We start from the raw sequence: 24,858 nt of genomic DNA, 5'->3' as shown, positions 1-24,858 counted from the left end.
TTCTCCGTATAAAATTTCGCCGCTATTATATTCCTATCTATCTTAAATCACTCTAACTGTTTAACCTTTAATAAAGAGTTTGTTACAATATGATACTACCTTTAAGAAGGATTATCCATGCGTTACAGTGATGTTAATTTAAACCATAAAACGATTTTGATAACGGGAGGGGCAGGTTTCATCGGCTCCAACCTCGCGTTTTATTTTCAGGAGCATTATCCGCAAGCTCATGTCGTCGTGTTGGATCTTTTCCGCTCGAATTTGACCCTCTCCAACGGTAATCTCAAAAGTTTCGGTCATTTTAAAAATCTCCTCGGATTTAGCGGCGAAGTGATCAGCGGCGATATCAACGATAAAGCGTTGCTCGGCACACTGCAAAAAAACTATAAATTTGATTACATTTTTCATGAAGCGGCGATTTCGGACACGACAGTGCTGGAGCAGGATTTGATGATCCAAACCAACGTCAATGCCTTTAAAGATCTCCTCGATATTGCGGTAGAGCACGGTGCCAACATGATTTATGCCTCATCGGGTGCGACGTACGGTGACGCTCCTTCGCCTCAACGTGTGGGACGCGAAGCGCCTCAGAACGTTTATGGCTTCTCAAAATTGATGATGGATCATTTGGCGCGTCAATATTCTCAAAAACATGACCATATCAGCATCGTAGGATTGCGCTATTTTAATGTCTACGGTCCGAGAGAATTTTTCAAAAATAAAACTGCATCGATGGTAGTGCAATTCGGACATCAGCTGTTAGCAGGAAAAAATCCGAAGCTTTTTGAAAACTCTGATCAAATCTTGCGCGATTTCATCTACATTGAGGATATTGTTCAGGCGAACATTCTCGCAATGCACCCCAAAGAAAACGGTGTGTTTAATGTCGGAACAGGGAAGGCACGATCGTTTCAATCGATGGTTGATATTCTCCAGAGCGAGTTGGGGACATCCTTTGCGTGCGAATATATGGCTAACCCGTATGTGGGGCGTTATCAGTTTCACACCGAGGCGGATATCGAATCGACGAAGAGTGCTTTGGGGTATGAACCCCGTTTTGAATTTGAACAGGGGATTGCGGCATATGTTCCGGAAATCAAACGTCTTTTCGAGCAGGAACTCTCATGAGAACGCTCCAAAACGCTCATCCCCATATCCTTGTTATTGGGGATTTGATGATTGACCATTATTTGTGGGGAGGGTGCGAGCGGATCTCTCCCGAAGCTCCCGTGCAGGTGGTCGATATTGCCCGTGAAACGACGGTTCTCGGCGGTGCGGGTAACGTGATCAACAATTTGGTTACCTTGGGTGCACGGGTGAGTGTCTCAGGGGTTATCGGTGATGATGAAAACGGAGCAGAACTGCGTGCTATGCTCTCTACGATCGGGGCATCCAGTGAGGGTTTGATTACTCAAAAAGGGCGAAAAACATCGAAAAAGAGTCGTATTATTGCCTCTAATCAACAGATTCTTCGCTACGACAAAGAGTCGAAAGACTCTATCGATATCACCAGTGAAATGGCTATTACGGCTTATGTGGAAAGTGTCCTCGATAGATGTGATATCGTTATTCTCTCCGATTATGGAAAAGGGGTGATTACCGACGCGGTTGCACTCGGGGTTATTACGGCGGCGAAGCGAGCGGGAAAAAAAGTACTGGTCGATCCCAAAGGGAAAGATTATCATAAATATCGGGGAGCCTATCTTTTGACTCCCAATAAAAAAGAGGCCTCCGAAGCGACAGGGATTGTGATCCATGACGAAGCGAGTCTGAAAAAAGCCCTCTTGAGTCTTAAAGAGACGTGCGATTTAGAGTGTTCTATGATCACCCTCTCGGAAGACGGTATTGCCATTTATGATGAAACGATGCGTCGTTTCCCGACGGTGGCGAAAGAGGTCTTTGATGTGACGGGGGCAGGGGATACGGTGATCGCTTCCCTCTCATTTGCTCTTAGTTGCGGATATACGATTGATCAAGCCGCTCCGTTTGCCAACCATGCCGCCGCCGTTGTTGTCGGCAAAATCGGTTCGGCAACGGTAACACTCGGAGAGATTGAGGAATACGAGTCGAGTTTGCATCAGAGTACCTCCGATATGCATATCAAGAGTCATGAAGAGATTTTCGCTCTCTCCGATCGCCTTAAAAAAGAGGGTAAAAAAGTCGTTTTCACCAACGGGTGTTTTGATATTCTCCATGTCGGCCATGTTAAATATCTTCAAGAGGCCAAAAGTTACGGGGATGTGTTGATCGTAGGGCTCAATTCGGACAGCTCGGTTCGAGAGCTGAAAGGGCCTACTCGCCCTGTTAATGTTCAGGAAGATCGTGCATACATTTTAGCTGCGCTGGAATCGGTCGATTATGTCGTATTGTTTAGTGAAGATACGCCGCACGAGTTGATCAAAAATATCGGACCCGATATTTTAGTCAAAGGGGGCGATTACGAGGGTAAAAGCGTCGTTGGCGCGGAGTTTGCCAAAGAATTGCGACTGGTGCAGTTTGTGGACGGAAAAAGTACGACCGCTACGATAGCACGAATTAATGAAGGAACCCCATGTTGAAAAAAATAATTATCACTCTCCTTATGGCTACATCAGCATTTGCGGCACATCAAATAGGTGTGAATGTTAATGACAAAGAGGTGGGCGGCGAGATCCGTTTGGATGTGGGTCGTATGGGAAATGCGATGAGCAATGCCTATATCGGTGCCCGTTTTCTGAATGGGGATAACAATAACAGCACAACGATAGCTGATCCTGACCCTCTGGTGGAAGTATCTTTTATGGTGATGCAGCCGGTGCGTGGAGTGCCGGGGTTGAAAGTAGGACTGGGGATCAAAGCCGAGTATACCGAGATTGACGGACAGCGCTACGCGGCAGTACCTTTGGGCGTTGAAGCGGAGTTGCAATTACCGATTAATACGCCGTTTCCGTTTTATGTGAACGGAGCGTTTTACTATGCTCCCTCTAGCCTCTGTTTGAAAGAGGGGGACGGTTATATGGAAACTCGGATCGGTTTGGATATTGAACCGATTGAAAATGCTCGAATCGGTGTCGGATACCGCAGCATTGAGACTGATCTGAAAACGCGCGATGTGACCTATAACGATGCGTGGTATTTCGGGATGCGACTAGACTTTTAACTTTTTTACTGCTTCAATCACCTCATCAGGGGTGATGCTTGTCATACACTCATGATGTCCTAGCGGGCATTCGCGCTTCATACATGGTGCACACTCCATATCATGTCGTACAATAGTGCTTTTTTCATTCATCCATTGGGATGTCTCGAGGTGGCGTGTCGGACCGAATATAGCAACGGTCGGAACACTATACGCTGCCGCAACATGCATCGGACCGCTGTCATTGGTGATGAAGATATCCAGTCCTCCGATAAAACTGCACAGCTCTTGAATGGATGTTTTCCCTGCTAGATTGGTGACGTTGAGGCCGTTTAAACGGGATGCAATATCGTTCGCCATTCCCACTTCGTTTGGTCCGCCAAAGAGGATGATCTCGTAGCGGTCGCTGAATGCCCGTGCCACTTCGGCAAATTTTTCGGGATACCACCGTTTGGCACTTCCATACGTTGCGCCCGGATTGATTCCGAGAGTGGGACGCGTGTATCGATGAGGCGGGATATGGAGTTGTAGATTTCCGATCACGAGCGGCTGTGAACTTAGACTTTGGGCGATATCGCGGTATTGCTCTACCAGATGAGAGGGGTGTGAGGGTTTGATGGGATATTTGAGTAAAAGGGCTGAGTGCCAGCTTTTACGCCCCGCAGTGATTGCAGATCCGCTCCAAAAGAGGAGCAATGATGAGTGGAGTTGATTACGAAAGGTAATCGCCAGATCATGTTGCCCCAACACTTTCGCAAATCGATAGGTATTGACAAATCGATTCCCCTCTTTTTTCGTCTCATCGACATAATGACGTTTGCATTGAGGATGGTATTTAAGCGCTTCGATACTGACATAGGAGCCGACCAGTGTCAATTCAGCGTCGGGATAGAGGGTACAAAGAGCTTCGAGTGCGGGAGTCGCCATCACCGCATCGCCGAGCCAGTTGGGGAGAATGACGAGTATTTTCACGATTGAGCCTTGTAGGTATAGGTAGGTGCTGAAGTGAGGGCCCATGTGACGTGTAATTTCCCTCTAGGGGTTGAGCAAATGAGCTGATATTCATCGACACTGTGAGAGAAGCTCATAAACTCTGCATCACCAAGATGAGAGAGCATCACTCGATATGCTTCAAAAGCGCTTCGTTTTCGGATTCCCTCACGGTTATCGATCAGCCCATATCCCGGTGCGATTAGCTGATGCCAGTAAACAGAGCTTACACGCTGAGATGCAAAGCTAAGGAGATGATAGCGCACCATGAAAGCGGCATAATCCTCTTCGCTAACGCATTCATGTTCACTGGTGGGAGCGAAAGGGGCGGTGTTTTTAATCGGCCAGTTTGTTTCGGTGATGATAAGCTCATTGGCCGTTTTTGGACTGAGGGAGATGAGGGCATTTAAAAGTTTTATTTTTCCCAAGAGAGCAAATCCCATTTGGGTATTTTCGGGTGCTCCGCGACGATCGACATAGAGGAGGCTCCCCACTGCATCGAAGCGTATGCGTGTGAGATTGAAGAGTGTATGGGCACTGAAGTGGTACTCAAAATCGATGACATTAGAGCCGATGAGCTTGAGATGGGGAAAGCGTGTTTTCTTCAGATCATATGCGACGCCGTAAAAATCGAGATACTCGTTAACGCTGAAAAATCCCCATTTGGCACGATTGATGGTAGAGCCAATAATATAGGTAGAGCAAACCCCTTCTAGCGCTTCAAAAATCTGAATGAAATGATCCCTGCTCATATCGGGACTGGTGATATGTTCGCGATCTTGCAGCAGCGCAACGGTGATCTCTTTTTCTGTAAATGAGCGGATAAAGGTAACATACTCACTCAAACGATCCATCTCCCAAAGCGGAATACGGATAAGAAGTTTTTTGACCCCCAGTTCATCGAGGAGATACGGAGTGGTGTTGGGTTCTTTGTCCAGATTGACCCCCAACCCGAAAAAGTGCTCGCCGCTAATGGTACGTCGCGGTATAAACGGCATCAGCACCAAGGCTAACGGCAGTGTAACGAGTGCGATCAAAAAGGTTTTAATGAGTGAGGGGAGGGCACTTCTGCGCATTTGCCGCTTAAGTGCACGGTCTCGGATAATGGCGGGCTGATCAGAGTAGTGATCCCAAGCAAACGGTTGTTTCATGGTGAGATTATAGCGATATTGGGTAAAATAACCCCATTAAAACAAGGGTAACACATGAATATTTTGGTAGTGCGTAACGATAAACTGGGTGATTTTATAACCGCTTTGCCGACTTTTTATGTCTTAAAACAACATAACCCAGAAAACAGGATCATTGCCCTAGTCGCCCTCCTAAACCGTAAATTGGCAGAGTCGTGCGATTTTATCGATGAGGTGATCGTAGATGAGAGTCCGGATATCCTAGAACTTGCTTTTAAAATAAAAAAAGCCCGAATCGATGCATCCATCACCCTTTTTTCCAATACACGTGTCGCACTTGCCCAATTTATAGCCCGTATCCCACTCCGTATTGCCCCCGCGACGAAAATCGCCCAAATCTTTTACAACCGACGAATTAGACAGCGCCGCAGTGAAGTGAAAATGGCGGAGTTTGAGTATAACTTGGAGCTGACAAAAGCTCTTTTCCCCGATATCACTCTCGATTTTCCGAAGCCGCTGTTGCAGTTAGAGGGAAGTGCGGAAGCATATAGGGCGTTTTGTTCCGAGTATGGGGTTGACAAACCTGTAATTGCCTTTCATCCGGGCTTCGGAGGCTCATCCGATGCCAACTGGACGTTAGCGGAATACACCCTTTTGGTACGTCTTGCCGAAGCGGACGAGCGGTTTGATGTGGTAATGACGTTTGGTCCCGATGAGGAAAAACTCTACGATGAAGCGAAAGAGCTTTTGGGAGAGAGTCGAGTGATATTGTACCGTTCACGCGGGAGCGTCGTCGATTTTGCCAAACTTTTAAGCAGTTTTAAACTGTTTATAAGTACTTCGACGGGGACGTATCATTTGGCGAGTGCGGTAGGGTGTGAAACATTCACTTTTTTTGCCGATACCCTTTTTGCCTCAGCATCGCGTTGGAAAAGCATCGGAGAACAACAGCGCCATTTTATGATCCCCTTAGATAGTACGGGGAGGGCGGCGATGTTTGAGACGGTTAAGCAGGAGTTGAAAAATCGCCTTTTAACACTTTCTTGAGTCTCTTTTTAGCGTTTTTGACCCGTTTGTTCGCATCGTTGTGCCGCTTCATCTCCGCAAACGCGGTTGCTTCATCCAATCCGCTGAGTCTCGCATACTCACGCCCCATGATCTCCAGCTCATCATCAAACGCCCATAGCTTATTAAAGTTTTCACACCCCTCCAGAGGGCATATCGTCTTAAAAACCATACGGTTAATATCGACGATGGAGAATTGATAGCCCACATCTAAGCGTTTAATCAAAATATTGCCGGGGGAGTAATCCAGATGCCATACCCCTGCTTGATGAAGTTTGTACGTATAGGCGGCAAAAGCGGTAAAGATGGCTTCGCGATCTTCGAGCGGCTCGAGGAGCGGGGTACGGATGGTGAAATCGTAGTCGAAAAATTCGCTGATAAAATAGCTATCCGCCAACAGCCCCGATTCAAAAAATTCGATGAGGGCAATCGGCTGAGGGGTTGAAATGCCGAGTTTTTGCAAATGCAGCGCGTTGTGATAGGACTTGTACGCTTTGCTGCGTCGAAAAAAAGTATAAACGATACGGTTGAGTAAATGGGGGACTTTGAACGATTTGATGACCGTTTTAACCCCTGCTAAATCAATAATTTTGAGTTCATTGCGCGCTTTGTGGATAGAGTGATCGTCGCTGGCGAAGATCTCTCGTATCGATTCAAACGAGGATTTTAAAAACAGGTAATCGTCATGGCATTCGTATTGGATACTCATAATAGTGTGCAATGTCCTTAAGAGAGGGTGTGATATGATACTAAAAAGAGTGTTGAATCATACTGAAAGGCAGGAATGATGGGTATTTCCGTTGTTATCATCGTCAAAAACGGAGGGAGCATACTTCATCGTTGTCTGGAAAGTTTGAGAGATTTTGATGATGTTGTCCTGTATAACAACGGTTCTACCGACGATACCGCTTTGATCGCTGCATCGTTTCTAAATGTTCGTTTGATTGAGGGGGAATTTAACGGATTCGGTCCGACCAAAAATGCGGCGGCGGAGTATGCGGTGCACGATTGGATACTCTCGCTGGATGCGGATGAAGTGCTTAATGCGGCACTGGTGCAAGAGATTAAAGAATTAGCATTTGATTCCAAAACCGTATATACCCTATTGCGTAAAAACTTTTATAAAATGACCGAGATTGCCCATTGTTGGGGCGCGGATGAAATTGTCCGTCTTTATAACCGAAAAACGACCCGCTACAGTGATAAAGCGGTGCATGAGCATATCCTCACCGAGGGAGTGAGTGTCCAAAAACTCTCCCACACTTTTAGCCATTACCCCTACCAAAGCATCTCAGAATTTGTCCTCAAAGCTGACCGATACTCGACACTGTTCGCAGAGGATAATGTCGGCAAAAAACGCTCATCTCCTGCAAAAGCTTTTTTTAACGGGCTTTATTCGTTTTTCCGCACCTATATCCTCAAAAGAGGATTTTTGGACGGATATGCAGGGCTTATCATCGCATTCTCCCATATGGTGACCAATTTTTATAAATACATCAAACTTTATGAGATGAATGCGGAGCAAAAGAAGAAAACGATATAGAAGAGCGATTTAAGAGCGATTTGGATAAAATCTAACCAATAAAGTAAGTGAATAAGGGCGTTTTTAAATGAAAATATCGGTTATCGGAACGGGATATGTCGGATTAGTAAGTGGAACCTGCTTCGCTCAAATGGGAAACAGTGTAACGTGTGTCGATATAGACCAAAAGAAAATTGATAAGCTCATTCAAGGAGTTATTCCGATTTATGAACCCGGTTTGGAAACGATGGTTTTGGAAAACTATACCAAAGGGACGTTGAAATTTACGACCAATATCGCTGAGACCATTGCGAATACGACGATTAGTTTTATCGCGGTCGGTACGCCGATGGGGGAAGACGGAAGCGCTGATTTGCAATACGTCCTTGCCGTTGCCAAAAGTATCGGTCAATATATGGAACACTATATGGTAGTGGTTGATAAATCAACCGTTCCGGTTGGTACTGCTGAGAAAGTACGTGCGGCGATTCAATCTGAACTTGATGCGCGCGGAAGCGATTTAACCTTTGATGTCGTTTCGAATCCCGAATTTCTGAAAGAGGGTGCAGCGATCAAAGATTTTATGCATCCTGACCGTGTTGTGATCGGTGCCGACAGTGAGAAAGCGATGAACGTTATGCACGATTTGTACGAGCCGTTCATGAAAAATCATGACCGTTTTATCGGGATGGATATTAAAAGCGCCGAGATGACGAAATACGCCGCCAATGCGATGCTGGCCACCAAAATCAGCTTTATGAACGAAATGGCTAATATTTGCGAACGGGTTGGTGCCGACATCAACAAAGTGCGTAACGGAATCGGAAGCGACAGCCGTATCGGATACAGCTTTATCTATCCGGGGTGCGGATACGGCGGAAGCTGTTTTCCCAAAGACGTTCAGGCACTCGCGAAAACGGCAAAAGATTTTGGATATACACCGCGTATTTTGGATGCGGTCGAAGCGGTCAATTACGATCAAAAGCATGTGATTTCTCAAAAAGTATTTAACCGTTTCGGGCAAAATCTTGAAGGTAAAACATTTGCCGTATGGGGATTGGCATTTAAACCTGAAACAGACGATATGCGTGAAGCAAGTGCGATTACGATCATTAACGATCTGACCGCCAAGGGTGCACAAATCGTTGCGTATGATCCGAAAGCTCGCCATGAAGCGGAACATTTTTATCTCAAGGGCAACAGCCGAGTCAGCTATGTTGATCGGAAATACGATGCACTCAAAAATGCCGATGCCGTGATTTTGGTGACGGAGTGGCAAGAGTTTCGAAGCCCCGATTTTGAAGAGATGACAAAACTTCTGAAATCAGCGATTTTCTTTGACGGACGTAATCAGTTTAACAAAGAGCGGATGGGTGAACTCGGATTTGAATATATTCAAATCGGAGTCTAAATCGTGGCATCTAAAAAGATTTTAGAATTATGTCTCTCTCCCGACCTAGGGGGGCTTGAACTTTATATGGTGCGGGCGTCACACTTTCTTAATGCGTACAGTGTTATTAATGAGAACGGAAAACTTGAACCGTATTATCAAAATAGCGATGTTCACTATTCTAAAATCGGGCGTTACAGTTTTATAAAACTGGCCCGTTTCATCGATGAAAACGATATCGATCTCCTCCATTTGCACTGGACAAAAGATATTCCTATCGCCGTTTTAGCAAAACTTCTCAGCCGTAAAAAACCGAAACTGGTGCAAACCCGTAATATGCGAATGACCCGTTTTAAAGATGATTTCTATCACCGTTTTTTGTATAAAAATATTGATATGATGCTTCCTGTGACCTATCAGGTAAAAGAACAGCTTGAAAAATTTATCCCCGCCGATATTCGTCCTAAAGTGGAAGTCCTCTATATGGGGGCAGAGATACCGCACGTTTTGGATTCCAAAGAAAAAGAAGATTTTCGTCAAAAAACGGGTCTTAAAGATGAGTTCGTCGTTGGGATTGTAGGGCGTATCGAAGAGGCAAAAGGGCAGCATCTCGTCCTTGAAGCGGTTAAAAGATTAAATGAGCAAGGTATCGCATCAAAAGCTTTGGTGGTCGGGCACGCTATGGATCAAAAATACCTTGAATCATTAATAGAACACTACGCCGATTATGCTATTTTTACCGGATTTACCCAAGAAGCCCAAAAGTATATGCAACTATGCGATGCTCTGGTTCTAGCGACGGAAAATGAGACGTTCGGATTGGTTGTGATTGAGGCGATGATGTGCGGTGTCTGTGTCGTAGCCAGTAACAGCGGTGGACCGCTAGAGATTATTGATGAGGGGATGAACGGATTATTGTTTCAAACCCACGACGTGGCAGATTTAACGCAGAAGCTTGAATCTCTGTGTAAAAATGACAATAAAAAAGAGACTTTGGCATCTGCGGGAAAAGCTAAAGCTTATGAAAAGTTTGAAAGTCAAAAGCAGTTTGTAAAACTAGCGGAATTATTGGATAGGGAGTAAATTAATGTATCTATGGGCACGTGAAAAGGGCGGATATTCGTCAAAAAAAGCACGACAAACGGCAGAACAAATGACACATGAAAGTGTCCATAGTATTGCAATTATTCGGCATGGTGCCATTGGTGACTTAGTGGTTATGCGACCCTTGATCGTAGAGCTAAGAGAAACTTTTCCGAATGCTAAATTAACATTAAGCTTAGTGGATCACTATCAGTATGGTGCACCGGTTGATATGGTTGATAAAGTACATATCGTGTATAAAAAAATAAATGGTAAAAAAACCTCTTTTTTAGAACGGATCAAACAGATGAAGAGCTTGGGTGAGCATGATATCATCATTGATTTGGCCGATGATGCGCTCTCCATGTGGACCATGTTATTCAATAAAGCGAAGTTAAAAATGGGGTTTCCATACCGTGAATATCGCAAGTTGTTTTTAGACATTGTATTGGAACGTTCTGATTTTGTGTTAGAGACTGAAAATATGCTCCATTTTGCCAGTGTTTTCGGTGCGCGTGGCAAGCATCCTCTTCAATATGCTTTTCCGGCCTATGAGAGAGAGACAGATAAACCTTATATCTGCTATTTTACGAGTGCTTCAACACAGCATAAATGTTGGCCAAAAGGTCATTTTATCGAGTTGGTACGAAAAATGTCGAAACAATTTCCGAAAATGACCCATATTCTTATGGATGGCGTTAAACCGGATGAGAAAGTCGATGATATGCTCGAAGCACTATCAGATTGTCAGAATGTTGTTAAACAAGAGCTTTTAGGACTTGAAGAGGTTTATGGTTTTTTAGGACAAGCGACGATGGTTATTGCTAACGACACAGGTGTTCGTAATATGGCAGTAGCGGTTAATACACCAACGGTAGGAATCTTTTTCGCAACAGGAGCGTTCCGTTACTGGCCGAGAGACGGTATGCACGAAGCGGTGTTTACTCTTAATGCTACTATTCCAGAGGTAGAAATAGTTTTTGAACAGAGTGTCAAACATATTGAAAAATTGATGCTTATAAAGTGAAAGATAATATTATGAAAGTATCCCTTATTATTCCGACGTATAAAGATGTTATTGCATTAAGGTTGATTTTAGAAGCTTTGGAATGTCAAACATATAGGGATTTTGAAGTGATTATTGCTGAAGATGACAATTCACCTGAAACAAAGAATCTTATTGAGAGTTTGAATCTTTCATATCCGATTAAACATTATAGCCATGAAGACATAGGTAATCGAAAGCCGAAGGCGGTGAATACATCTATTGCCATGAGTAAGGGTGAATACATTATTATGATCGATGGAGATACGATCCCTTATTCCACATTTATTGAAGCTCATGTACGTTTATCAGAGCCTAAAAAAGCTTTGTGCGGAAGAAGAGTTAATTTAGGAGACAAAGTTTCTCAAGATTTACGCAGTGGCATTAAAAATATTGGCGAGATTGAACACAATTTTTTTACTTATTATAACTATCTTAAAGAGGATAATTCTCGTCATCTCGAGCAAGGAATCTATCTGAAACCAAATTCACTCGTGCAAAAATTAGTTTCAAAATTGGATAAAAATATCCATATACTGGCGTCTAATTTCTCATGCTATAAAAGTGATTTGCTGGCAGTAAACGGGATAGATGAAGCGCTTCCTTTTGCTCCGAATAGGGATGATACCGATCTGGAATGGCGTCTAAAAGCTATAGGTGTTGAAATGAAGTCATGTAAGTTTTCTGCAAATTTGCTCCATTTGAATCATCCGCGAAGCGATCGGGGAGTTGAGGGTGACAAAAATCTCGAAATTATTTACGAAAAACAAAGAGAGAATAAATTTCGATGCCGAGACGGGATCATAAAAGTGTAAAGGGAAAATATGCTCATTCGCATTATTAAAAACTACAAAGATCGTGATTTTACTACTTATTCCCCGCGTGGTTCTATGCAATGGAATGGTATTCAGTTTACTGAAGAGCCGATAGTCTTTTGTGATGGGGTTATTGTTCTTAATACTCCCAAAAAAAAAGTTTCTCTAATGTGTCCGCCAGAAAATATTGCTGTAATAATGCAAGAGCCTTATCACAAAGGTGATACCGATTGGATGGACAGTCAGCTGGAACAATATCGATATGTTTTTACTAATCATGTACCTTCTGAAGTAGGAACGAATACACAAATTATCTTGTCACACGGTGCCTTGCCATGGCATGTTCTTAAAACGTATGATGAATTGAAAGCTATCAATCTTCCGATGGAAAAAGATAAAGTTATTTCGTGTATTGCTAGTAATCTAACACGTTGGCCCGGGCACAAAAAACGAGTTGCCTTTATCGAGTACCTAAAACAGCATAATGAACTTGGAATTGATTTTTTTGGTAAAGGGACACAGTTTATAGAAGATAAATGGGATGGCATCGCTCCGTATCGATACAGTATTGTTATTGAAAATAATGACATCGACCATTACTGGACAGAAAAAATTAGTGATGTATTTTTAGGTTTTGGATTACCGTTTTATTTTGGTTGCACCAATATTAATCATTACTTTCCTGAAGATTCATATATTTGGATTGATATTTCCAATCCTGAGAAAGCTCTTGAAACGATGAGAATCGCAATTGAAAAAAATGAATGGGAAAACCGTATTGAAGCAATTGCAGAAGCGCGACGGAGAGTTCTTGATGAATATAATTTATTGCCAATGGTTGCAGCTTTTGCTCAGAGCCATTTCTTTGAAGGTAAGAGAAAGAGAATCGCGTTAAAGCCATTCAAATATGATATAAGTACCCGTTTTAAACGGTATATTGAGCGTAAAAAGAAAAAATTGTTGAAATTGGTCGGAAAATGATAAGAATTTTTAATAAATTTTTTCTAAAAAGAATGATTCGGGTAAGAGGAAAAGATAATATTTTGGATATCAAGGGAAAACTGAAAAATTCTAAAATTAAAATTAATGGAAATAAGAATACATTAATCATTGAAGAGGGTAGATATAAAAATATTGATATCGGTATAGATGGCGATAACCATACCATTATTATAAAAAGCTCCAATAGAATTACGGGATTAAAAATCGTCGTACAAAATCATGACAATAAAATATTTATAGATACTGGAGTAGGGGTTGCAGGTGCATTACTGGTTGCATGTGGAACAAACAACAGCATATCTATCGGGCAAGACAGCATGATATCGGATGACGTAGCGATGTGGGGGTGTGATGGCCATTCCATAACTCAAGCAGGTAAAGTAATTAATTTATCCAAACCTATTGTCATAGGCTCTCATGTCTGGATCGGTACAGGGGTTAAGATATTGAAAGGGACAACCGTAGGGGACAACTCAGTTGTAGGGATGGGAAGCCTATTAAATGGAAAAGAGTATCCAAACAATAAGGTTATTGTAGGAAACCCTGCTAAAGTAGTTAAAGACAATATTGATTGGACAGTTAAAAATTTAGAAATTTAATAGTGTTTTTTTGCTTTAAAAAGACGAGAAACTTCGCGGATAATTCTTTCCAGCAATGTGCGTTTGATCTTGTCCCCTTTTGTGTGATGTAGCAATTGTCCTAGCTGTTGGTCATTGAGTTTTAAACGTTCATTATTTCCGTATTGTGTTGGGTCTATAAATGATATGAGATGATACTTTTTGCACAGTAAACTAAAGATAGATTGATCATGTCTATGTGAAACGAATTCCGAATAGTTAGGCACTCCCAAGGTATTGGGGATGTCTGTTAAAATTCTGTCGTCTTTCATATAATCAAGCCATTCATTTAAAAATCGAATTGTAAAATCTGTTTTTTTCCATAAATGTATTCCTCCTAAACACTGCATAGCATTAGTATACTCTGGATAATCACATTCCATCAGAAGGAAAGTATCTCTCTTTGTGTACAATTTTTCGAGATGAGGGTTATGAAAAGGGATGATATCTTGATTGATTTCTTTTTGAAGTGTTATGAGTGAATCAATTGTATCAACAAAGTATGCTCCAGAATCACAATAAAATAAATAATCATCTTCTTTTAGTGTCTGTAATACTTTCAATATAAAATAGGGTTTCCATAGCCAATATCCGCTTCCCCTGGGTTGTGATAGAGTTTCTTTGTTTTCTTCAAAAAAAATCTGATCTATGTCATTAAGTGAAAAAGAAAAAATCTGATCAAACCCACCAATTTTTAAAGCAGTTTCATTTTGTTGCTGCTGTTTTCCCTTAAAAGCGTCATTCGCAAAGTTTACTAAGTATTTCATTCTAGAATACCTGTGACTATTATTGAAATTTCAATAGGAATTTCAAATAGGCTCTCTTCCAAGAGCCTTTCGGATAGCTGACATTAATATAACGTCTGTAAAATATTTCGTACATTCTTTTGATCGTTTTTAATTGATTTTTATCAATACTACCTATCCTTTGTGCCAAATCTTGGACTTTCTGAGGAATCAGTGTATCACTGTAAAATTGATCTATGTTGGCTTTTTTGGATAGATTATTTTCATGCATTAAATATTCTGCTACGGCTTGATCAACAAAACCTGCATCGTATTTTAGTAAAATTTTTAGCCATAAATAGGTATCTGGTGACATACAATCAAGATCAAATCCACCTACATCCATGTACGCTTTTCTTGAAAACAGAGTCGTTAAATGGGGAATTCCAAAACCTTTCATGCCAAAAATATCTTTATTATAGTTATTAAATATGTTCTCTTTAGGAACAAATTCATCAAGTTGAATGGAGTAGCTTTGTATTCGTTCATGTTGAGTGTTTATCACGTGAAAATTTGCAAATACCAATCCAACAGTTGGATATTTGCTAAAAATTTGCATTGCTTTAGTGAAATAATTTTTGTCAATAATGACATCATCATCCGGTATCAAAAGAATAATATTACCAGTACTAACATTTCGGATAACTTGATCCCAGTGTGTACTTAGGGATAAAAGCTCAGGGTGATGTACAGATATTAGATTGGGATATTTTGTTTTTAAATCTTCTAACACTTGTGCGGTATCATCACTCGAAGCATTATTGGAAACAATGACTTCTATATTTGGATAATCTTGTGCAAAGGCGTGTTCAACAGCTCTTGCGAGGTAAGATGATCTATTGCGTGTAGGGATAATTATCGAGACTTTATCCATTTTAGCCCCCTTTTGAGTTCTTTGGTTAAATAATACGTGTATAAATAGATGAAATCTAATGTTCCGAGTTTGTTAAATAAAGAAGAATAATTAAAAGCCTCTTTATAGAGTAATCTGATGAGCATTTTAAAGACAATCTTTTCTGTTTTTTTGTTAAACATAATTAAATCAGTCGGATAGGTTTTTAATAGATTACTCCATATATCGATAATTTGCTGTGCCCTTCTTCGGTCATTTTTACGGTAATTTGTCAATGCTCCGTTTTCGTCTGTCACCTGCCAATTATGATCACCGTCACGAATCGCGACCAGTTGGTCGTAACAGAACCCTATTTTTGTATTTGAACCGCCTAAATACCACATAAAATACTCTTCACATCCGTATTTCCAAGATTCTGTAAAAATATCAAGCACTGTGGAGCGCATCATACCTGTCAAAATGCAGACAAACTCCGGCGGCTGTTTTTGATCTAACTGCAAAGAGATAGGATAAATTATTTCACAAGTGTTTTGTTTCGAATAATCGGAATGAAATTGATTCTTATGTTTTGTGCCATCGTGGTGTATGTGCAATGCATTTGAAAAACAGCTATCAATATTTTCGTTGGATTGCAAAAATAGTACTTGTTTTTCTAGTTTCATCGGATCGATCCAAATGTCATCATCCGGTGTAAAGGTAAAATAGTCTCCGTTGACAAAGCTTAATGCTCTGAGGCTGTTACCGTCCATCCCAAGGTTTTTTTCATTTTTATGATAGTGAATACGTTCATCTTGATAAGATCCTTCTATCAACTCTTTTGTCTCAAAAGTATCAGAATTATCCGTAATAATGATTTCGTAATTTGTATAGGTTTGTGAAAGTATAGAATCGAGCAGTTCTTTCAGTAGTTTCGGTCTATTGTAGGTTGGAATACAGATAGAAACTTTTCCCAAGTTTGGTGTACTCATATAAATGTCCTTTTGTTCTCATCTTCTTTACAAGGGTGTTTTGCTTTCTTAAAAAATTTCATCACGGGTGTTGGAATAGCAAAAATAGTAATAAATTTAAAGATCAGAGAAAGAGAACAGCGATATTTAAACATTTTACCGATGAGATAAAAAAATCTATAATCATAATTAAAAATTTTGTTTCCTATTTTGTGCTGTTTAAGTCCATCAACGATAAAAGGGATGTTTTGCGATGCAACTTTTAGAGCTGTTTTCTTGGAAAAATTAGAGTAAGGTATCATACAAAAATCATAAAATTTATTAACAAAAACATCTACAAAATTATGTGAAAACACACAGTGTGGATTGTTTCTAATTAATCCTTCTTTGGTGTATAAAATTGTTGATGTTTCATTTAATAGTAAAGTATTAGTAAGTGCTAACTGTATAAAGCTGCTTCCTATATATGCTTGTAAAGATGAAAAGTTTTTAATTTTGGTTTTGTTAATTACTAAACGGCTGACCCAAAAAAATGAAGCAATATATGCGTATCTTTCTTCTTCGCGCAAGTTGGATAAACAGAGAATATCTCCTGCATTAATTTGTATTTTTTCCTCAGCTAAAGTTCTGAGTGAAGTAAAAGTTAAAATTCCTTTTTCATTAGCATCGTTCAAACAAATTAAATCTGGAGAGTCCTTTTTTATGTAGTTTATAATGATAGAAGGGGCATTTTGTTCCATATCGTCATCATCGCTTAAAACCCAAACATAATCTGTTGTTGAAAGTTTTACGCATTTTAAAACATTGGCGTCATATCCAAGATTAGTTGTATTTCTATGATAAACAATATTTGAAAATTGTTCTATAAATGGTTTTACTATGTCGATAGTGTTGTCTTCCGAAGCATTGTCGCTGATTAATATCAGACAATCTTCATCGATTATTGAAAACAAAAAAGAGAGTTTTTGTTTTAGTATTTCAGCTCTATTATATGTTGGTATAGCGATAGTGAGTAGTGGCATTTAATGAGTTTCCTCTACCATTTTTGGTATACCTTCATAGATGCTTTTAAAATGAAAGTTTAGTCCATGCGCATTGATAAAATCTATAAATGAGCTATCGGCATAGCTATTCATAATCTCATCGTCACGATAATCAAGTACACCATAACGGATAGTGGAAGTACTTTGGAGAGATGCTTTCAATGACTCAGCAAATTCTTTTATACTAAAACTAGAACCAGTACCTATCTCAAACTCAAGCGCTGAAGCAGTTTTGAAATATGATACATTGTCAAGCAATATTTTATAAGCGTTAACAACATCAGAAATATAAACAAAATCTCGTTTTTGATCTCCATATGTTAAATCAATATCATGATGAGATACAATATTTTTCAGCAAAAAAGTAATAAATTTATCGGGATTATCATTTTCACCATAAATATGTTCAAGTCTCATATTGATAGTGGTGATATTTTTGCTGATTTCTTTGAGATAGTGCAAGAATAATTTTTTAGTTTTTGAATAGTGAGGCAATGCATTGTATGAAAGGTGCTCTTTATTGAAATAACTATCCGTATTAAAAAAATATTTTAACTGATACGATTGGCCGATTTCAAGCAGTTTCATTGGAAATACTACATTATCATTGAAAATTTCAAAAAAATAGTTATTTGTTCGTCCATAATTTGTTGCACAATGTATAACTGTTTCGATAGGGTGATTGGAAAAAATATCTTCTATTTGTTGAGTTTTTGCTTCGTCAATGTAATAAGCATGGATATTTTTAGATTCTTTTAAAAGCTCTTCGATTCGGTTTGTATCGGAAGTCTTTCTTAGGGTAATAATTATTTCATAGCTATCAGCCAGCCGTTTTAGTAAATGACTTCCAAGAAAACCATTGGCTCCCGTTAAGAGGATGGCTTTCACTGACCACTGACCCATTCAATCATTTTTCGAATACCTTCTTCTTTGGAAATTTTCGGTTCCCATCCTATCAGCTCTTTTGCTTTTGTTAAATCTGCGACAAAAATCTTTTGATCGGATTCTCTTACTGGAAGTTGAGTATATTCCATCTTCACGTCAAGTTCATTCTCTAAAAAATGAAACAGTTCAAGAAGTGAGGAAGAATTTTCTATACCTCCCCCGACATTAAACGCTTGACCTTTTATGCTATCTATCTTTGTTGAAGCTTTTAGGTAGAGAGCTACCATGTCCTCGGCATGAGCTATATCTCTTACTTGTTTACCATTGCCTGAAATCGTAAAAGGTTCTTTCAGCGTCTTGTTTTTGATGTTTATGGACTGTTGTGTGAACCAACCGATCCATCCTTGATCGTAGGTGGCAAATTGTCTTCCGCCAAACATCGAAGAGTGTCTAAATACAACGGTTTTTAGCCCGTATATTCGTGCAAAATCAAGCATATACTGGTCTGCGCTCCCCTTGGATGTTCCATAAGGGGAATGAAAGTCGAGATTAACACTTTCATCAAATCCGTTTGGCTTTTCGATACATCTGTAGCGTGTTTCAGTCTCTTTATACGTGAACTGTTCTAAATCACCATAAACTTTGTTGGTAGAAGAGTAAATAATAGTCGATTCAGGGCTGTAGAGTCTTACGGCATTAAGTAGATTAAAACTTCCACCGACATTGACCTCAAAATCCATTCGCGGGTCTAGGATGGAAGTCGTCATAGCAACTTGGCCTGCTAGATGATAGATAACATCGGGTTTATGCGTTTTAATGGTCCGTTCAACATCATTGGTGTTTCTAATATCACCGTGAACAAATTCAAATTCCCCTTGTGTTCTAAGCCATTCGAGATTTTGGTAACTGCCAAATCGGTAAAGAGAGTCAAATACGACAAGTTCATTTCCCTGCTTTAGTATTTCACTGGCTATATTGGAACCTAGAAACCCGCATCCGCCTGTTATTAAATATTTCATGCATTGGCCTTAATAAATTCGCTAATTTTCTTAATCATATAATTAATAGCATCATCGCCCATACCTGGGTATAAACCTATCCAAAAGCTATCATTCATGATTTTATCGGTATTGACCAAGTCCCCAATAACTCGATACTCTTCATTTTTAATCAAGCTGTCAAACATAGGGTGTCTTAGCATATTTCCTGCAAAAAGATTTCTTGTTTGAATATTAGAATTTTCTAAAAATTCAACAATATCATTTCTTGAAAACTTCACACCCTCATTTAACGTTATCATGAAGCCAAACCAACTAGGATCGCTAAGCGGTTGTTTTTCTACTAAGGTGATTTCTTTCAAATCTTTCAACCCATTGTAGAGTTTAGAAAAATTTTCTTTTCTTTTTTCGACAAACGTGGGGAATTTTTCGAGTTGAGCTACACCGATTGCTGCTTGCATATCGGAAACTTTGAGATTGAATCCGAAGTGCGAGTAGACGTATTTGTGATCATACCCTTTTGGCAATGTTCCGAAACTCTGAGAAAATCTGCATCCGCATGTATTATCTATACCGCTTTCGCACCAGCAATCACGTCCCCAGTCACGCATTGAGAGCATAATTTTTTTAAGAAGCGGATTATCGGTATAGGTTGCCCCACCCTCACCCATGGTCATATGATGAGGAGGGTAAAAACTGCTCGTCCCGATGTCTCCCCACGTTCCTGTCGGTTTCCCATCATAAATGGAACCAAGTGCATCACAATTGTCTTCGATGAGCCAAAGGTTGTGTTTATCGCAGAAATCTTTAACGGCTTTTAAATTAAAAGGATTTCCAAGCGTATGAGCAATCATCACCGCTTTTGTTTTCGGACTGAGTGCTGCTTCGAGTTGTGTGGTATCGATGTTGAAGTGTTTTAATTCCATATCAACAAAGACAGGAACGGCACCGTATTGGACAACAGGAGCAACGGTAGTCGGGAAACCTGCTGCTACTGTGATGACTTCATCACCCCGTTTGATCTGACGATTTCCCAATAGCGGCGAAGTTAGGGCATAAAATGCGAGTAGGTTGGCAGAACTTCCACTATTTACTAAAAATACCCATCGTACATTTAAATATTCAGATAATTGTTTCTCAAATTTTTTGGAATAATCACCGTACGTTAACCAAAAGTCCAAAGATGAATCGATAAGATTTATCATCTCTTTTTCATCAAAAACACGGCCGGCATAATTGACACGGCTTTTCCCCTCAACGAATACTTTCTCTTGTTGCGGTTTATGTACGAGTTCGTAATATTCTTTAGTTTTGTCTAAAATCTCTTGCTTTAGCTGTTCTTGTTTATTCATTTGAGTATTCCTTGTAGCGTGTTTTTGATCCCGTCTTCGAGTGTGATGTTTGGTTTCCATCCTAACGTGTTAAGTTTTGATATATCAGCTTGCATATCCATTTTTTCATTAGGTCGATACGGTATCGCTCCAAAATCAAGTTTTGTATTTAGAGGCCGTGAGATGGATAATTGAGTATAAATAATACTCAAAAACTCTTTGACTTCTATTGAATGACCGGATCCAAGTTCAAACTCTTCATAGGCGGGAAAAGCATGATAATTTAGAATGATTGTCATAAAAGCATCTACGATATCGTCGATATAGATGAAATCTCTCTTTTGGATTCCGTTGGTAAGGGGAATGGTTTTAACATCGGCTTTTAACTGTTCAATGATCCAAGAAACAAATTTGGTCGTATCATCTTGGGGACCGTACATGTGTTCTATTTTTATGTTGACCATTTTAGTAGTGTGAGAGGATAAAAATTTCATCCAGTCAACAAGTTGAGCTTTTGATAGTGAATAGGGGTTGATATTCCTCTCTAGCAATGTGTCCGTATTAAGAAATAGCTTGACATTATTCTCTATCGAAAGTTCTAACAGTTTCAGTCCAAATAATAAATTGGTACTGATAATTGAAGAAATTTGCTTGTTGAATCTCCCATAATCCGTTACCGTATTGACTACGATATCAATGGTATGGTGTTTGAAAATATCGGTAAGATCCACTTCATCCGCATTATAAAACGTTGCACGATCCACTTCATTCGTTACTCTGTAACAATCAGATTCTTTTCTCTTTAAAGCGATGACCTCATAATTTTCTTTCAAGAATTTTTTGAGCAGAGAACTGCCTAAAAAACCTGTAGCACCGGTAAGCAATACCGTCATATCTTTAAATAGCCCATACTAGTTTTTTATTTTTTGCATCTGCTATATAGGCTTTTAGGTCTTCTTCGCTCAACACGTTGCCATTTTCATAAAAAGCTTTGTACCATTTAACTGTTTTTTCAAACGTCGTTGCACTATCCCACACATCTTTCCATTTTAGATGGATATGGGCTTTAGAACAGTCGAGTTTTAAAAGATTTGCTTCATGGAGCTGATTTGGATCACGGGTTATCTCATAGTCGATCTTATCCCAATGTTGTTTGACATTGTTTACTACTTCTTCGACGGTTATGCTTCCCTCATCGCTGGGGCCAAAGTTCCATGCTTCCCCGAACTGCACTTTTTCTTCTAACAGTTTTTGTCCGATAGCGAGATATCCGCTGAGCGGTTCAAGGACATGCTGCCATGGGCGAGTAGCATTGGGATTTCGAATGCTGACTTTTTTCCCTTTTGAAACGGAGAGCATAATATCGGTTATTAAGCGGTCTTGTGCCCAATCGCCGCCACCGATCACATTGCCCGCACGGCAGGAAGCCAATAAAGTGTTATGCGATTTTTTATACTCTTTAGGATTAAAGTAAGAGTTTCGATAGGAGTTGGCCAACAGATCAGCACATCCTTTGGAAGAACTGTACGGATCATATCCCCCCATCGGATCGTTTTCACGGTATCCCCAGACCCATTCGCGATTTTCATAGGCTTTATCGCTTGTGATGTTGACGATGGCTTTGACCTTATGTGTACGGCACGCTTCAAAAACCTTCAGTGTCCCCATGACATTGGTTTCATAGGTTTCGATAGGGTTATCGTAGGACAATCGAACCAACGGTTGTGCTGCTAGATGAAATACGATGTCCGGTTGGTGAGTTGCAAGTGCGAGATTTAATTTATCTAAATCGCGGATATCTCCGATGATGGAAACGATATCAAGATTGAGTAGTTCGATATGGCTTGGTTCAGTTGGAGCTTGAAGCGAATAACCGATAACTTTGGCTCCTATACTTTTGAGCCAATAGGTTAGCCAAGAACCTTTGAATCCTGTATGTCCGGTTACAAATACGGTTTTATTTTTATATATTCCCCCAAAAAGATCGGTCATTACCATACTTTCCAAGGAGCTTTTTTCGCATCCCAAAGATTGTTGAGATCATTTTTGTCTTTTAGGCTGTCCATAGGTTTCCAAAATCCGGAGTGTTTATAGGTGAAAATTTCGCCGTCACGGGCGAGACTTTGTAGTGGATTTTGTTCGAATACGGTGCTGTCCCCCTCGGTGATATAGTCAAATACTTTAGGCTCACAGATAAAAAAACCGGCATTGATCCAGCCGCCATCCCCTTTCGGTTTTTCAAGAAAATGGGTTACTTGATGATTTTCTTCTATATTTAATGCACCGAAACGACCCTCAGGCTGTGCAGAGGTCATGGTCATAGCTTTTCCGTGAGATTTATGAAACTCCACCAATTCAGCTATGTTAATGTCTGCAACACCATCACCATAGGTGAGCATAAAAGGTTCATTCCCGATAAATGACTGTGCCCGTTTGACCCTTCCGCCGGTCATACTATCCAAACCGGTATCCAAAAGGGTGATTTTCCACGGTTCGCTTGAATTGTTTAAGACTTCCATCTTACCGTTTTGCATATCAATCGTCACATCGCTTTGGTGGAGGAAATAGTTGGCAAAATACTCTTTGATAAAATAACCTTTATAGCCGAGAAGTACCACAAAATCGTTAAATCCATAGTGACTGTAAATTTTCATGATGTGCCAAAGAATGGGTTTTCCCCCAATTTCTACCATCGGTTTTGGACGGATATCCGTCTCTTCAGAAAGACGAGTACCATAACCGCCTGCGAGTAATAACACTTTCACGCTCAACCCTTTTTATCTAAACTAAAATTTAAATGATTTTTCTTTTGTAATTTTATCGTATAAAAGCCAAAATCTTAACGGTTAAAGCTATTTGCTGTAAACTGAGAAATATTATTTTTATCCAATACGATTCCGAAATCATTAAAAAGTGCTCCCCCACACCTTTCACCTTTGATTTTTGTATTAATACAATTTCCGATTTCAGAAGTGTAATGCCCTTGGTCTACAAAAGTAGTAGGATAGTTTTTATTTACAGGATTTGAATAACAAAAATGATGAATATTTCCAAAAATGGTAGTTATATCATTGAGCCATTGATAATAGATGTCTTGATTGCTCTTTTTGCTTAGGAGCACTTTTAAGACAGGATCCGGTAAAGGTGTTGTAAACACGATGAATTTTACTGAGGGATTGTTTTTAATTAAAGATTTCAATGCCTTCATGTAGTTGTTTCGGTCGTATTTTAGAGTATCGTTCCGTATTAAAGTTAGATACGTATTAACCTTTTCATTCACTTTGTCGGGTTTTATCGGGTGAGTCAATGCAATATGATTTTGGTCATAAGTTTTGAATCTTTTTTTGTAGCGGTTAAAAAGGGTATTTCGTAGATTTTTGATACTGACAGTAGTTGAATCATAGGTAATAAGGCTTTTATAGCGATATAGCGGCGCATAGGAAGCTTTTATATAAGTGTTACAATCGGTTTCATTGATTTTAGGGCCAATGGTCAGTAAATCTAATCCAAGAAAAATAGTATCAATTTTCGAGCCATTTTTTGTTTTTGCAAATTCAACATAGTCTTGAAACTCATACGGTGTCATACCATCTGCAGCTAAGTTCAATATTTTAAGAGGCAGAAGGGCTTGAGAATTATGTACTGTAACGCGGGAACTTCCAAGTATCAACCCTTGAAAATTTAAATTGCCAAAGTGGATAAGATTTATTTTTTGCTGTCTTTCATTAAAACCTTCTCTGTGAGATTGCAAGAAGTTTTTATGTTCAAAACACCAAAGTGGATCTATAAAATAGTTAAATCCACCAATGGATATAAGTGAGCTAAAGGCTAAAAACAGAGTGGTTTGAACCCATTTTTTTGTCGTCATAATTGAAAGCCTAAAAATTAAAATATAAAAATTCGCTCACTTGCATGAGATTTAAGATCCCGGCAAGTGAAAAAATCAAAAACAAAAAGAGATAACGCCAGTTAGGTCGAAACGAGTGAAGCGTCTCCATACTGTTTTTGAGGAGGAGTACAACGAGAAATGCTCCTAAAATCCATAGGGATGTTTCACTGCTTATAGTTTTACCTTCAGGAAGCATCATTCCATTGACACCGGCCATAGCGGATAGGATATTTTTAGCAGCATCCCAATCCTTGGCTCTAAAGAAGATCCAGGTGATATTGATGAAGTTAAAAGTGATGAACCACGCAAGGTATTTGTTCATTGATAAACCGAGTGATTTCCAAGCACGG

General features: G+C 39.9%; 25 protein-coding genes and 1 pseudogene. 11 read left to right on the top strand and 15 right to left on the bottom strand.

What is annotated here, in order from left to right:
- The first annotated feature begins 117 nt into the window (after positions 1 to 117).
- Genes rfaD through A2517_RS09570 form a run of 3 tightly spaced genes read left to right on the top strand, consistent with a single transcriptional unit; the run spans position 118 to position 3,139 of the window.
- Positions 118 to 1,128, top strand: coding sequence for an ADP-glyceromanno-heptose 6-epimerase (rfaD, locus tag A2517_RS09580; RefSeq protein WP_294896450.1), 1,011 nt, complete (start codon positions 118 to 120; stop codon positions 1,126 to 1,128).
- Positions 1,125 to 2,558, top strand: a complete 1,434-nt coding sequence (rfaE1, locus tag A2517_RS09575) for a D-glycero-beta-D-manno-heptose-7-phosphate kinase (RefSeq protein ID WP_294896448.1) — start codon at positions 1,125 to 1,127, stop codon at positions 2,556 to 2,558. Before rfaD ends, rfaE1 begins: the two co-directional genes overlap by 4 nt.
- Positions 2,552 to 3,139, top strand: a complete 588-nt coding sequence (locus tag A2517_RS09570) for a YfaZ family outer membrane protein (RefSeq protein WP_294896446.1) — start codon at positions 2,552 to 2,554, stop codon at positions 3,137 to 3,139. The genes rfaE1 and A2517_RS09570 overlap by 7 nt, the downstream gene beginning before the upstream one ends.
- Here A2517_RS09570 and waaF read toward each other — a convergent pair.
- Together waaF and A2517_RS09560 are read right to left on the bottom strand one after the other, a co-directional pair.
- Positions 3,128 to 4,090 carry a lipopolysaccharide heptosyltransferase II gene (gene waaF / locus A2517_RS09565; RefSeq protein ID WP_294896444.1) on the bottom strand — a complete coding sequence of 321 codons (963 nt, stop codon included), beginning with the start codon at positions 4,088 to 4,090 and terminating at the stop codon, positions 3,128 to 3,130. The genes A2517_RS09570 and waaF overlap by 12 nt on opposite strands.
- A complete protein-coding gene (locus tag A2517_RS09560; protein WP_294896442.1) occupies positions 4,087 to 5,259 on the bottom strand; it encodes a glycosyl hydrolase in 1,173 nt (390 codons plus the stop codon). Before A2517_RS09560 ends, waaF begins: the two co-directional genes overlap by 4 nt.
- Positions 5,260 to 5,313: 54 nt before the next feature.
- Between A2517_RS09560 and A2517_RS09555 the strand changes: the two genes are divergently transcribed.
- A complete protein-coding gene (locus tag A2517_RS09555; protein WP_294896440.1) occupies positions 5,314 to 6,285 on the top strand; it encodes a glycosyltransferase family 9 protein in 972 nt (323 codons plus the stop codon).
- Here the strand turns inward: A2517_RS09555 and A2517_RS09550 are convergent.
- Complete coding sequence (locus tag A2517_RS09550; RefSeq protein ID WP_294896438.1) at positions 6,245 to 7,012, bottom strand: lipopolysaccharide kinase InaA family protein; 768 nt, start codon at positions 7,010 to 7,012, stop codon at positions 6,245 to 6,247. The genes A2517_RS09555 and A2517_RS09550 overlap by 41 nt on opposite strands.
- A gap of 75 nt (positions 7,013 to 7,087) precedes the next feature.
- Between A2517_RS09550 and A2517_RS09545 the strand changes: the two genes are divergently transcribed.
- The 7 genes from A2517_RS09545 to A2517_RS09515 all read left to right on the top strand — a co-directional run bounded on the left by A2517_RS09545 (position 7,088) and on the right by A2517_RS09515 (position 13,759).
- Entirely contained in the window at positions 7,088 to 7,846 is a 759-nt protein-coding gene (locus A2517_RS09545) for a glycosyltransferase family 2 protein (RefSeq protein WP_294896436.1), read from the top strand.
- A gap of 67 nt (positions 7,847 to 7,913) precedes the next feature.
- On the top strand, positions 7,914 to 9,236 hold the full coding sequence (locus A2517_RS09540; protein ID WP_294896434.1) for a UDP-glucose/GDP-mannose dehydrogenase family protein: 1,323 nt from the start codon (positions 7,914 to 7,916) through the stop codon (positions 9,234 to 9,236).
- A gap of 3 nt (positions 9,237 to 9,239) precedes the next feature.
- On the top strand, positions 9,240 to 10,298 hold the full coding sequence (locus A2517_RS09535) for a glycosyltransferase family 4 protein (RefSeq protein ID WP_294896432.1): 1,059 nt from the start codon (positions 9,240 to 9,242) through the stop codon (positions 10,296 to 10,298).
- 4 nt (positions 10,299 to 10,302) lie between these two features.
- On the top strand, positions 10,303 to 11,325 hold the full coding sequence (locus A2517_RS09530; RefSeq protein ID WP_294896430.1) for a glycosyltransferase family 9 protein: 1,023 nt from the start codon (positions 10,303 to 10,305) through the stop codon (positions 11,323 to 11,325).
- Positions 11,326 to 11,336: 11 nt separating this feature from the next.
- Positions 11,337 to 12,158: a glycosyltransferase gene (locus tag A2517_RS09525; protein ID WP_294896428.1), complete on the top strand. Its 822-nt coding sequence runs from the start codon at positions 11,337 to 11,339 to the stop codon at positions 12,156 to 12,158.
- A gap of 9 nt (positions 12,159 to 12,167) precedes the next feature.
- Positions 12,168 to 13,139, top strand: coding sequence for a glycosyltransferase family 10 (locus A2517_RS09520; RefSeq protein WP_294896426.1), 972 nt, complete (start codon positions 12,168 to 12,170; stop codon positions 13,137 to 13,139).
- Complete coding sequence (locus tag A2517_RS09515) at positions 13,136 to 13,759, top strand: DapH/DapD/GlmU-related protein (RefSeq protein ID WP_294896424.1); 624 nt, start codon at positions 13,136 to 13,138, stop codon at positions 13,757 to 13,759. The genes A2517_RS09520 and A2517_RS09515 overlap by 4 nt, the downstream gene beginning before the upstream one ends.
- On the opposite strand, the gene A2517_RS09510 is transcribed toward A2517_RS09515, so the two are convergent.
- The 12 genes and pseudogenes from A2517_RS09510 to A2517_RS09455 form a co-directional block, all read right to left on the bottom strand.
- Positions 13,756 to 14,544, bottom strand: coding sequence for a hypothetical protein (locus tag A2517_RS09510; protein ID WP_294896422.1), 789 nt, complete (start codon positions 14,542 to 14,544; stop codon positions 13,756 to 13,758). The genes A2517_RS09515 and A2517_RS09510 overlap by 4 nt on opposite strands.
- Positions 14,545 to 14,563: 19 nt before the next feature.
- Positions 14,564 to 15,436, bottom strand: a complete 873-nt coding sequence (locus tag A2517_RS09505; protein ID WP_294896420.1) for a glycosyltransferase family 2 protein — start codon at positions 15,434 to 15,436, stop codon at positions 14,564 to 14,566.
- Positions 15,418 to 16,383 (bottom strand): glycosyltransferase family 2 protein, encoded by a 966-nt coding sequence (locus tag A2517_RS09500; protein ID WP_294896418.1) that lies wholly within the window; start codon positions 16,381 to 16,383, stop codon positions 15,418 to 15,420. Before A2517_RS09500 ends, A2517_RS09505 begins: the two co-directional genes overlap by 19 nt.
- The gene (locus tag A2517_RS09495; RefSeq protein ID WP_294896416.1) at positions 16,380 to 17,384 is read right to left on the bottom strand and encodes a glycosyltransferase family 2 protein; all 1,005 of its coding nucleotides are present in this window, start codon (positions 17,382 to 17,384) and stop codon (positions 16,380 to 16,382) included. The genes A2517_RS09500 and A2517_RS09495 overlap by 4 nt, the downstream gene beginning before the upstream one ends.
- Positions 17,385 to 18,308, bottom strand: a complete 924-nt coding sequence (locus tag A2517_RS09490) for an NAD(P)-dependent oxidoreductase (protein WP_294896414.1) — start codon at positions 18,306 to 18,308, stop codon at positions 17,385 to 17,387.
- Positions 18,290 to 19,309 carry an NAD-dependent epimerase/dehydratase family protein gene (locus A2517_RS09485; RefSeq protein WP_294896412.1) on the bottom strand — a complete coding sequence of 340 codons (1,020 nt, stop codon included), beginning with the start codon at positions 19,307 to 19,309 and terminating at the stop codon, positions 18,290 to 18,292. The genes A2517_RS09490 and A2517_RS09485 overlap by 19 nt, the downstream gene beginning before the upstream one ends.
- Positions 19,306 to 20,640 carry a lipopolysaccharide biosynthesis protein RfbH gene (rfbH, locus tag A2517_RS09480; RefSeq protein WP_294896410.1) on the bottom strand — a complete coding sequence of 445 codons (1,335 nt, stop codon included), beginning with the start codon at positions 20,638 to 20,640 and terminating at the stop codon, positions 19,306 to 19,308. Before rfbH ends, A2517_RS09485 begins: the two co-directional genes overlap by 4 nt.
- Positions 20,637 to 21,512, bottom strand: coding sequence for an NAD(P)-dependent oxidoreductase (locus A2517_RS09475; RefSeq protein WP_294896408.1), 876 nt, complete (start codon positions 21,510 to 21,512; stop codon positions 20,637 to 20,639). Before A2517_RS09475 ends, rfbH begins: the two co-directional genes overlap by 4 nt.
- Before the next feature lie 4 nt (positions 21,513 to 21,516).
- Positions 21,517 to 22,611, bottom strand: a complete 1,095-nt coding sequence (gene rfbG, locus A2517_RS09470; protein ID WP_294896452.1) for a CDP-glucose 4,6-dehydratase — start codon at positions 22,609 to 22,611, stop codon at positions 21,517 to 21,519.
- Positions 22,611 to 23,384: a glucose-1-phosphate cytidylyltransferase gene (gene rfbF / locus A2517_RS09465; RefSeq protein WP_294896406.1), complete on the bottom strand. Its 774-nt coding sequence runs from the start codon at positions 23,382 to 23,384 to the stop codon at positions 22,611 to 22,613. The genes rfbG and rfbF overlap by 1 nt, the downstream gene beginning before the upstream one ends.
- A gap of 74 nt (positions 23,385 to 23,458) precedes the next feature.
- Positions 23,459 to 24,487 (bottom strand): hypothetical protein, encoded by a 1,029-nt coding sequence (locus A2517_RS09460; protein ID WP_294896404.1) that lies wholly within the window; start codon positions 24,485 to 24,487, stop codon positions 23,459 to 23,461.
- A 10-nt stretch (positions 24,488 to 24,497) separates the two neighbouring features.
- Positions 24,498 to 24,858, bottom strand: a pseudogene (locus tag A2517_RS09455) (MBOAT family protein); the annotation flags it as partial.

This window comes from Sulfuricurvum sp. RIFOXYD12_FULL_44_77 (assembly GCF_001830725.1).
Lineage (GTDB): Bacteria > Campylobacterota > Campylobacteria > Campylobacterales > Sulfurimonadaceae > Sulfuricurvum > Sulfuricurvum kujiense_A.
Note: the sequence above shows the minus strand (reverse complement) of the source record. Positions and strands in the feature narration are given on the sequence as shown.